This is a genomic window from Paenibacillus agaridevorans (genome assembly GCF_003112455.1).
In the GTDB taxonomy this organism is placed as follows: Bacteria; Bacillota; Bacilli; order Paenibacillales; family Paenibacillaceae; genus Pristimantibacillus; species Pristimantibacillus agaridevorans.
The window spans coordinates 128,320-137,231 of record NZ_BDQX01000054.1 but is presented as its reverse complement, the minus strand read 5'-3'; the positions used below and the strand labels follow the sequence as shown (position 1 = coordinate 137,231).

Below are 8,912 nucleotides of genomic sequence, written 5' to 3'. Positions count from 1 at the left end.
AGCTTCTCGCGCAGCATTTCGACCAGCTTATGGCTGGTCGCGTCGGCGAACTTCCCGTTCGACGTCAAACCGTTTTCGCTCTGGAACTTGCGGAGCGCTGTCTCCGTCTGTGCGTCAAACAAGCCGTCTTGACCCGAAGGCCCGTAACCCAGCGTATTCAGCATCCCCTGCAGCAGCTTCACTTCGTCTCCATAGCTGCCCTTGGCCAACTCGGTACCCAGCGGCGGCTGATGCAGCGAAGCATATTCCGGCAGCTCCACAACGTGGTCCGGGGTCACGCCTTGCTTGTTGATCCATGTGCCGCCAGGCGTCTTCCACTGCGCTTCCGTCAAGCTGATTACGGAGCCGTCCTTGTATTGCTTGTAGCCCTGAACCACGCCTTTGCCGTACGTTTTCTCGCCGACAAGCGTCGCGCCTGCCGATTCTTTGAGCGCCGAGGCAAGCACCTCGCTCGCGCTGGCGGAACGTCCGTTGACAAGCGCGACGATCGGCACCGTCCACTTCTCCTTCTGCTTCGACGTCAGCGATACGATTCTTCGTTCGTCCTTGTAGACGATGTCGAGAATCTTTTTGTCCTTTGGAATAAGAATATTGGCGATCTCGGTCGTGGATTGCAGCAATCCGCCGGGATTGGAACGCAGATCCAGCAGCAGCCCCTTCAGCTCGCCCTCTGCCTTAAGCTTATCCAGCTCCGCCTTGAATTCCTTCCCGGTTTCCTCGGCGAAACGGCTGATCGTGATAAGGCCTATGCCATCCTCCAATCTCTCCGAGGTAACGGTATGCACGGGGATAGCCGCCCGTTTCATCGTAAAGTCAAGGGGATCCTTCTCCGAAGCTCGCTGGACCCGGATCTTGATCGTCGTTCCTTCTTCGCCTCTTACAATGCCCAGCAGATCTTGCAGCGACTTGCCGGTTACGTCAACGTCGTCTACTGCGATTATAACGTCGCCCGGCTGCATCCCCGACCTCTCGGCAGGCGTCTCTTTGATGACATGACTGACCATAACCTTGCCGTCCTCCTGCCTCATCTCGGCGCCAATGCCGTAGAATTGCCCTTCATAGGAGTCCGTATACGCCTTCCCCTTTTCTCCGGGCAAGTAATGCGAATAAGGGTCTTTGAGCGAATCCACCATGCCGACCGCCGCTCCCTGAATGAGCTGCTCTGGCGTCGTGTCATTAAGATAATCGTTAAGAACGTGAACATACGAGTCATTAACTTGCTTGAACAACGGCTCCTTGATCATGGGGTACCGGGTACTCATGAAAAACATGCCGAGCGCGAAGCCTGCAGCAAGAAGCAGCACCGCTCCTATCGCATAGATGGCGCCAGAGCGCTGCTTCGCCGGCCTTGATTCATAGTTGTGCATGTGAGGATCTCCTTGTATGTAGGCTCGATTTTCGCTACAATCAACCTTATTATGACGCTACACGATACAGATTGGACGCCGAGAGGAGCCTTACCGTAATTATGTATAAGCTGATTGCCATTGATGTGGACGACACGCTTCTGACAGATGAACTGACTGTGACAGATGGAACCCGCAGGGCGATGGAGGCTGCGATCGCCGCCGGAGTGACAGTGACGCTCGCCACCGGCCGCATGTTCGCTTCGGCGCAGCAGATTGCCCGTCAGATTGAACTTAATGTACCTATTATTACGTATCAGGGAGCGCTAGTCAAAACACTGCTGGACGGCCAAGTGCTCTACGAGCGCAATGTGCCGACGGACGCCGCCCTGGCATTGCACGAATATTGCGTAAAGCATGGCCTTCATCTGCAGCTTTACGTAGACGACGAGCTGTACGGCACAGAAGATAACGACCGAATCAAAGCCTATTCCAGGCTGTCGAACATCCCTTACAGGATCGAACCCGACTTTGACAAGCTCATTACGAAGCCGCTTAACAAAATGCTCATTATCGACGATCCCGCCCGTCTCGACGCCATCGCTCTGGAACTGGCTCCGCTGATCGGGGATCGGGTCCATATTACGAAGTCCAAGGCTCATTACTTGGAGTTTATGCACAAGGAAGGGACAAAAGGACATGCGCTGCGATTTATGGCGGAGCATCTCGGCTGCTCGATGGAGCAAACGATCGCGATGGGCGACGCATGGAACGATCGCGAGATGATTCAGGCTGCCGGTCTTGGCGTCGCCATGGCCAATGCGATTGATGCCCTTAAGGAGATTGCGGACTACGTCACGCTCTCCAATAACGAAGAAGGCGTTCGCCATGTGATCGAAAAGTTTATTTTGGAGCCGGCGAAGCAGCATTGACCTTTAGCCGTTAAACAAATGCAGCCCTGCGGCGACTAACGCTGCAGGGCTGCTCTTCGAAAGGAGCTGTATTTTTCGATGAATCATATCTGTCCGTGCCCCTGACACTAAAAGCTCAAACGAGACTTAAGACCGGCTCGGGCATATTTACGATCCGGTCGCAGATCGCTTCCGCATCCGCCAGATCATGCGTCACAAGAATAGAGGTCATGCCGGACTTCTTCAGCAGCTCCTTGAGCTCCAGACGAATCTCTCCCTTAAGCGCCGCATCGAGATTGCTGAACGGTTCATCCATGAGCAGAAGCTTCGGCTGCGGCGCCAGCGCGCGGGCGAACGCGACGCGCTGCTGCTGCCCCCCGCTCAGTTCGTGGGGGTATCGCCCGCCAAAGCCCTGCAGCTGGATGAGCTCCAGCATGTTCTCCGTGCGCGCCGCCTGTTCCGAACGCGACAAACCCCGCAATCCGAAAGCGATATTTCTGGCGACGGTCATATGCGGGAACAAGGCGTAATCCTGGAACACCATGCCTACGCCTCGATGCTCGGGTTGAACGAAGCGCCCTCCCCCTGCCATGACGATGCCGTCTATGGTTATCTCGCCGCTTTTCGGATTCTCAAGGCCGGCGATCAGACGAAGCAGCGTACTCTTGCCGCTTCCGCTGCCTCCAAGCAGACCAACCGTCTCTCCCCGCGCAAGCGTTAATGAAAATTCCGACAGAACATCGCTCCCGGCTCCAGCATAAGCGTAAGCAATTTCCTTAAGGCTGACATATGTCATGCCTTCTCCCCCCTACCGATAAAATGGTACAAGCAGACTGACGCAACGCCAAGCGTAATGATAAGAAGCGAGGGCAACGAAGCTTGATGAATCTGCTCGTCGCTCGCATACTGGTAAGCCTTGGTCGCCAGCGTATCGAAGTTGAATGGCCGAAGCAGCAACGTAAGCGGAAGCTCCTTTACAACCTCCATGAAGGTCATAACGGCTCCTGTTAAAATGGAGCCCTTTAGGAGCGGCCAATCGATACGGAAGAAGGTGCTCGTTATTCCGTACCCCAGAAGCCTGGAAGCCTCCGCGTATTTGGTCCCGATTCGGTCGTAACCGGCGTCGACGGCATTAAAGCCGACCGACAAAAAACGGGCGACGAAGGCGAATACGAGCATGGCTAACGACATGCTAAGCACCAGCTTCCCTTCTCCCAAGCCCATCATGCCGTACAAGCCGGAAAGCGCCTGATCCAGCGACAGAAACAAGGCCAGCACTCCGATCGCCATAACGGCTCCCGGGATGGAATATCCCATCAATAGCAGCTTGCTCCCTGCCAGCGTGAAGCCGCTCCGCCACATTCTCAGCGAATTGGCCGCAATGACGGACATCAGCATGATGATGCATACCGCGGCTGCAGAAACCGACACCGTGTTTCGAATCATCGCCGGGAACCTGTCGTTCCAGATGTCGTCGTACGTCCATGTTGCCCATACCGTCAATTGCGCGACCGGAATAATAAAGGACAACAAAACCACGATGGAACAAAACCCAACCGTTAGCGCAGCCGGAATCCCCCGCAGCCTTTTTCGCTTTAGCACCGCACCTCCGCTTACCGAGGCGTTGAACCGCTTGCGGCTCCTCAGCAGCCTTTCTATGACAAAGATTCCGATTAATACGCTCATTAGCGCCCCAGCCAGCCGTATCGCAGATTCCAGATCATACATGCCGAACCACGTTTTAAAAATCGCGACCGTAAAGGTCTGGATGCCGAAATGTTTGGCCACCCCGTAATCGCCCAGCACCTCGAACGCGACAAGACTCGCTCCGCCCACAATGGCCCCCTGCGACAGCGGCAGGACGACCCGAAGGAAAACGGAAAGCGGCCTATGCCCCAGCAGCCTGGCATTTTCGATGTAGGCAGCGCTGTGCCGCTCCAGAAACGATTTGGTCATCAGGTAGACGTACGGGAACAGGAACATGGCAAAAATAAAAACGGCGCCCTGCATCGACATGATATCGAAATAACGCTGGTTCGGCGTCAAGCCAAGCCCATTTCGCAGCAGCTTCTGCACGGTGCCGGTATAACTGAGCATATCGCCGTACGTATAGGCCGCTATGTAAGGCGGGATCGCCAGCGGGAGCACCAATAAGGCGGAGAACATCCTCCGAAGCGGGAAGTCATACGCGGCGACGAGCCATGCCAGCGACACTCCGATCGCAACGGAAGCCGCTACTGTGCCTGCTACAAGCTGCAAGGACTCCATCAAATGGGAAGGGAGAATATAGGTCCGGATATGCGCCCAGTTTTCCCCTGGCTCTCCCCATAATCCCGCCAAAATATAAAGAGACGGAAGAAGGGCTGCAAGAGCCCCTATTCCGCTGATCGCGATCCATCCGTTCCATCTCTGTCTAAACCCCTGCAGCAAGGATAGGAACATCTTATTTCCAGCCAACCTTGGTCATAAGAGCCGTTGCCGCTTTGTTGTTCTCGCCCAGCTTCGCGAAGTCGATGGTTTGCGTCTTGAATTCGCCCCATTCTTTGAGCAGCGCCGGAAGCTCGGCATCCTTGTTGACCGGGAATTCGAAGCTGCCGTTCGTCAGCATTTCCTGGCCTTCCTTGCTTGTCATATATTCCACCAGCTTAAGCGCGTTGTCCTTGTTTTTTGCGTGAGCCGCGAGGCCGATGCCGCTAATGTTAAGATGCGTGCCTGTCGTCTCCTGGTTCGGGAAGAACACGCCGACGCTCTCTGCGACCTTCACTTCCTCGGCTTCCTTGGAGTTAAGCATCTGTCCGATATAGTACGTATTCATAATCGCCACTTCTCCGACGCCGGCCGCAATGCCCTTGGCTTGGTCGCGGTCTCCGCCCTCCGGGTCGCGCGCGAAATTGCCGACCAGCCCTTGCGCCCACTTCTCCGTTTCCGCTTCGCCATTTAAATCAATCATGGAAGCGACGAGAGACTGGTTATAAAGGTTGCTGGAGGACCGTACGAGCACTTTGCCTTTCCACTGCTCGCCCGCCAGATCTTCGTATGTAGACAGCTGCTCGGGCTTCACGAGCTCTTTGTCGTATACGATGACCCTGGCACGAGTAGCCAGGCCCACCCACTGGTTATCCGTGTCCCGGAGACTTTCCGGCACGTTGGCCAAAATAGCGTCCGAATCGATCGGCTGCAGCACGCCATTCTCCTTTGCGTAATTCAGGATGCCGCCGTCGACCGTGATGAACAGGTCGGCTTCCGTGTTTTCGCCTTCCCGCTTCATACGCTCCACCAATTCTTCTGCCGTTCCTTTGATTTCGTTGACCGTAATGCCTGTCGCCTTCTCGAATTCGTCGAACATCGCGAAGTCGATATCGTAATGGCGGGCCGTAAACACGTTTACGACGCCAGAGTCGCTCTCCGTTTTAACGGCTCCCGCTCCTTCTTGCTTGCCATTTGCATTCGATTCGTTGTTGCCCCCGCAGGCCGCCAGCATCATCGATGCTCCCAAAATAATCGCAGCCATGCCTGTTACGTACTTTTTATTCATTTCATTCGTCCCTCTCATGTCCATATCGTTTATTCGTGATAATGAATATCATTACCGCCAATTGTAGCGAATAATAATGAGAAAACGCTGTGAAAACGATATTTTTATTGAACGAATTTATACGGGGACTATTGCAACCTTATGCGGGAGCGGGAGAATTTCTCTAAGCCAGGGGCAGAGAAACCGTCACTTTTGTCCCTACGCCGAGCTCGCTGGTCAATACGATGTCGCCCCCGTGCCGACGAACGAGCGATTTTGCAATGGGCAGTCCCAGCCCGTATCCTCCTTGCCCCCCGCTTCTCGCCTTGTCCGCCCGGTAGAACCGATCCCATACGTGGGGAATATCTTCTTCCGATATGCCTACTCCCCGATCTTCTACCGACAGCCGCACCTGATCGACGTCCAATTCGGCGATAATAGCGATGACTCTGCCCTCTCCGGAATATTTGACGGCGTTATCCAAAAGGATGCGGAGCAATTGGGCCAGCTCATGTTCGCCGATCGCTATGGATACCTCCTCCAACATGCCAGCTTCTACGTTTACGACAAACTCGGGGGTCATCATCATTTGTTTATCCGCCGCATCCTTAAGGACAGTTAACGGCTGCTCGCAGATGCCGCGAGGCTCCAGCTCTTCCGTACGTTCCGCACGCGATAACAGCAGCAGATTATCGACAAGCCCTTTCAGCCGCTCAAGCTCCTCCGTCGCTATTCGCAGCGAATTTTCCGTTACGTCCGGATCGTGTTTGCCCCATCGGCTTAGCATTCGGAGATGCCCGTCCATAATGGCGATTGGCGTTCGCAGTTCATGCGACGCATCCTCCACGAACCGCCGCTGCCTGCCGAACGACGCCTCCACTTCATCCATCATCCCGTTAAACATCGTCTGCAGCGCCGTAATTTCGTCCTTGGCTCCCGTAACCGGCATGCGCTCCTGCAAGCCATTTTGCCTCACCTTCTTCATCGTCGCATTCATGGCACGCAACGGCCGGATGAGACCGACAGCCAGCAGTCTGCCGCCCGCGATGCTGAGCAAAAGGGCTGCTCCGCAGCAAATGATCATAATACGAAAAAATCGGGCGATCAATCGTTCCAATTCCTCCATGCCGCGCACCATTTCAATTGTGCCTTGGAAGTTGAAAATCGTTATAGGACTGCGCATCGCTAGCACGCCGTCCTCATAATGCACCGCTCCAAGGCTTGGATCGGTCGACGAGCGCCATGGAATTCTTTCGGCCGAGATCGTACTCCCCGCCATAATCGCCGTATCTCCATTGGAATCAAGCAGCCGAATCATGCCTCCATGCACGTTGGCCCGCTCCAAATAAAGCCGAAGCAACGTTTCGTTGCCCGGCGTTATTTGAATTTCCTTGGCCAGCAGTTCGTTAAGCAGTTCCCGCATGTCCTGCCTCATTTTGGCTTCCTCCTGACGCACCATCCATCGCTCTACAAAGAAGTATTGCGTCAAATTGCTGACCGTCACGAGCACGCTCAGCAGAATGGCAGCAAGCAGGGTCATCCGCCAATGAAACGGCAGCTTGCCGGAAGACTTCCTAAGTGACGGCTTGCGTCGCTTGCCGAATACCGCCGTCATCTGCGCATCACGTAGCCGATTCCTCGGACGGCTTCAATAACGCTGGGCGACCCGGGCTCGTCGATTTTGTTCCGCAGGTAACGAATGTACACATCGACGACGTTGGCGTCCACAACCGCCTCGTAGCCCCATACTGTATTCAGCAGCGTTTCCCTCGACATCACGCGATTAACATTTTTCAACAGCGCTTCCAGCAGCGCGAACTCCCGTTTCGTTAGCGCAATGACCGTGCCGGCTTTCTTGACGATTCGCGATTCCCGCTCCAACGTCAGATTGCCGCCGGCAAGAAGCGATCCGGGATCCGCCGACTCCCCTTGCCTTCGAAATACAACCCGAATGCGAGCGAGCAGCTCCTCGATGGCGAACGGCTTCGGGATGTAGTCGTCGGCCCCGCTATCCAAACCGGATACGCGGTCCGACACGCTATCTCTCGCCGTAATCATAATAATCGGCGTTTTTTTGTATTTAAGTATTTCCCGGCACACATCGGCGCCGTCCATTTCCGGGAGCATCAGATCCAGCAGCACGAGATCCCAGGCTTCTCCCAGCGCGAGCTCCAGACCGGATCTGCCGTCGCGCGCAACCGTCACTGAGAAACCCTCATGCTTCAGTTCCGGCTCCATAAACGCCGCAAAATGCGCCTCGTCCTCGATTAACAATATCCGTTTCATCTCTTTGGACTTCCCCCATCTCCATTGTGGCATGTCTCCTTATGATAATCGTTCTCATCATTATCGCGCAAGCCTGCTTCGCCATATTATGCCCGCCAGCTTTAGCGGACTATTGTTATAGCCGGCGTCGAAGCAAAAAGGCCAGCCCTTCGGCTGACCTCATTTCCCGCTTTGAATGTTTCTTTCGCTTATTCGATGTCTTCCCCCAAGTACTTGAAATAATCGAAGTCCGCGTGTTTCATCGTGCCCGACAAGTCCTGCGCGCATAAGCCGACGAACGTGCCGGTAAATCCAAGCTTGCCTTCGTATTCGTCGGACAGTTGCCCAAGATCCAGCGCGGGACCCACCGCTTGCCAATCCGAGCCGTCCGGCGAACAGTGGAATTGCACGCGCTCGCCATCGACGATTACCTTTAGATAGCAACGTTCCCAGCCCTCGGCGGAGACGAAGGCGTCCTCCGGCTCGTCGTATTGCCCTTGCTTCGTGGTCATCAGCCGGATATGCTTGCCCCGTTCCTCGTCGCGGGTTACCAGCAAATAAAAGTGGTCGCTCTCGTCATAATACAGCGTCAATCCCGCCATCTGATTAAAGTGCTCCGGCTCGAATTCCACGCAGGTCTCGGCAACGCAGCGGAAATGCGACAGCCTTCTCGCCACCATGCTCTGGCGGAACCAGGAGTATAACGACTCGCGGCCGCGCAGCCGCAAGAAGCCCTTGCGCTCCGACAAGCTGAGCCACTCGTCGTCCGCCGGCACTCGCAGCGTGAAATACGGATTCCCGAGCGCATCGCCGTCGAAGTCATCTTGATCCGGAAGCTTCGGGATCGGATGGGGCGCAAGATCCGGCGCAGCAAAC

8 protein-coding genes are annotated in these 8,912 nt (G+C 55.3%); 1 reads left to right on the top strand and 7 read right to left on the bottom strand.

Features of this window, described 5'->3' with window-relative positions; translation table 11 throughout:
* A partial coding sequence (locus PAT3040_RS06470; RefSeq protein WP_108992013.1) for a S41 family peptidase occupies positions 1–1,367 on the bottom strand: 1,367 nt, incomplete at its 3' end.
* Positions 1,368–1,468: 101 nt separating this feature from the next.
* On the opposite strand from PAT3040_RS06470, the gene PAT3040_RS06465 reads away from it, so the two are divergent.
* Positions 1,469–2,278: a Cof-type HAD-IIB family hydrolase gene (locus tag PAT3040_RS06465; protein ID WP_108991945.1), complete on the top strand. Its 810-nt coding sequence runs from the start codon at positions 1,469–1,471 to the stop codon at positions 2,276–2,278.
* 115 nt (positions 2,279–2,393) lie between these two features.
* On the opposite strand, the gene PAT3040_RS06460 is transcribed toward PAT3040_RS06465, so the two are convergent.
* From PAT3040_RS06460 to PAT3040_RS38440, 6 genes are all read right to left on the bottom strand, one after another.
* Positions 2,394–3,053 (bottom strand): ABC transporter ATP-binding protein, encoded by a 660-nt coding sequence (locus PAT3040_RS06460; protein WP_108991944.1) that lies wholly within the window; start codon positions 3,051–3,053, stop codon positions 2,394–2,396.
* Positions 3,050–4,699 carry an ABC transporter permease gene (locus PAT3040_RS06455; RefSeq protein ID WP_108991943.1) on the bottom strand — a complete coding sequence of 550 codons (1,650 nt, stop codon included), beginning with the start codon at positions 4,697–4,699 and terminating at the stop codon, positions 3,050–3,052. Before PAT3040_RS06455 ends, PAT3040_RS06460 begins: the two co-directional genes overlap by 4 nt.
* A gap of 1 nt (position 4,700) precedes the next feature.
* Entirely contained in the window at positions 4,701–5,792 is a 1,092-nt protein-coding gene (locus tag PAT3040_RS06450) for a Fe(3+) ABC transporter substrate-binding protein (protein WP_108991942.1), read from the bottom strand.
* 163 nt (positions 5,793–5,955) lie between these two features.
* A complete protein-coding gene (locus tag PAT3040_RS06445) occupies positions 5,956–7,386 on the bottom strand; it encodes a sensor histidine kinase (RefSeq protein WP_108991941.1) in 1,431 nt (476 codons plus the stop codon).
* Positions 7,383–8,057, bottom strand: coding sequence for a response regulator transcription factor (locus PAT3040_RS06440; RefSeq protein WP_108991940.1), 675 nt, complete (start codon positions 8,055–8,057; stop codon positions 7,383–7,385). The genes PAT3040_RS06445 and PAT3040_RS06440 overlap by 4 nt, the downstream gene beginning before the upstream one ends.
* A gap of 188 nt (positions 8,058–8,245) precedes the next feature.
* Positions 8,246–8,912: beta-xylosidase family glycoside hydrolase (locus PAT3040_RS38440; RefSeq protein ID WP_507763365.1), on the bottom strand; the 667-nt coding region annotated here is incomplete at its 5' end.

Coding starts and splice junctions, on each gene's coding strand:
- PAT3040_RS06465 (WP_108991945.1), top strand. CDS start 1,469: ATGTATAAGCTGATTGCCATTGATGTGGACGACACGCTTCTGACAGAT.
- PAT3040_RS06460 (WP_108991944.1), bottom strand. CDS start 3,053: ATGACATATGTCAGCCTTAAGGAAATTGCTTACGCTTATGCTGGAGCC.
- PAT3040_RS06455 (WP_108991943.1), bottom strand. CDS start 4,699: ATGTTCCTATCCTTGCTGCAGGGGTTTAGACAGAGATGGAACGGATGG.
- PAT3040_RS06450 (WP_108991942.1), bottom strand. CDS start 5,792: ATGAATAAAAAGTACGTAACAGGCATGGCTGCGATTATTTTGGGAGCA.
- PAT3040_RS06445 (WP_108991941.1), bottom strand. CDS start 7,386: ATGACGGCGGTATTCGGCAAGCGACGCAAGCCGTCACTTAGGAAGTCT.
- PAT3040_RS06440 (WP_108991940.1), bottom strand. CDS start 8,057: ATGAAACGGATATTGTTAATCGAGGACGAGGCGCATTTTGCGGCGTTT.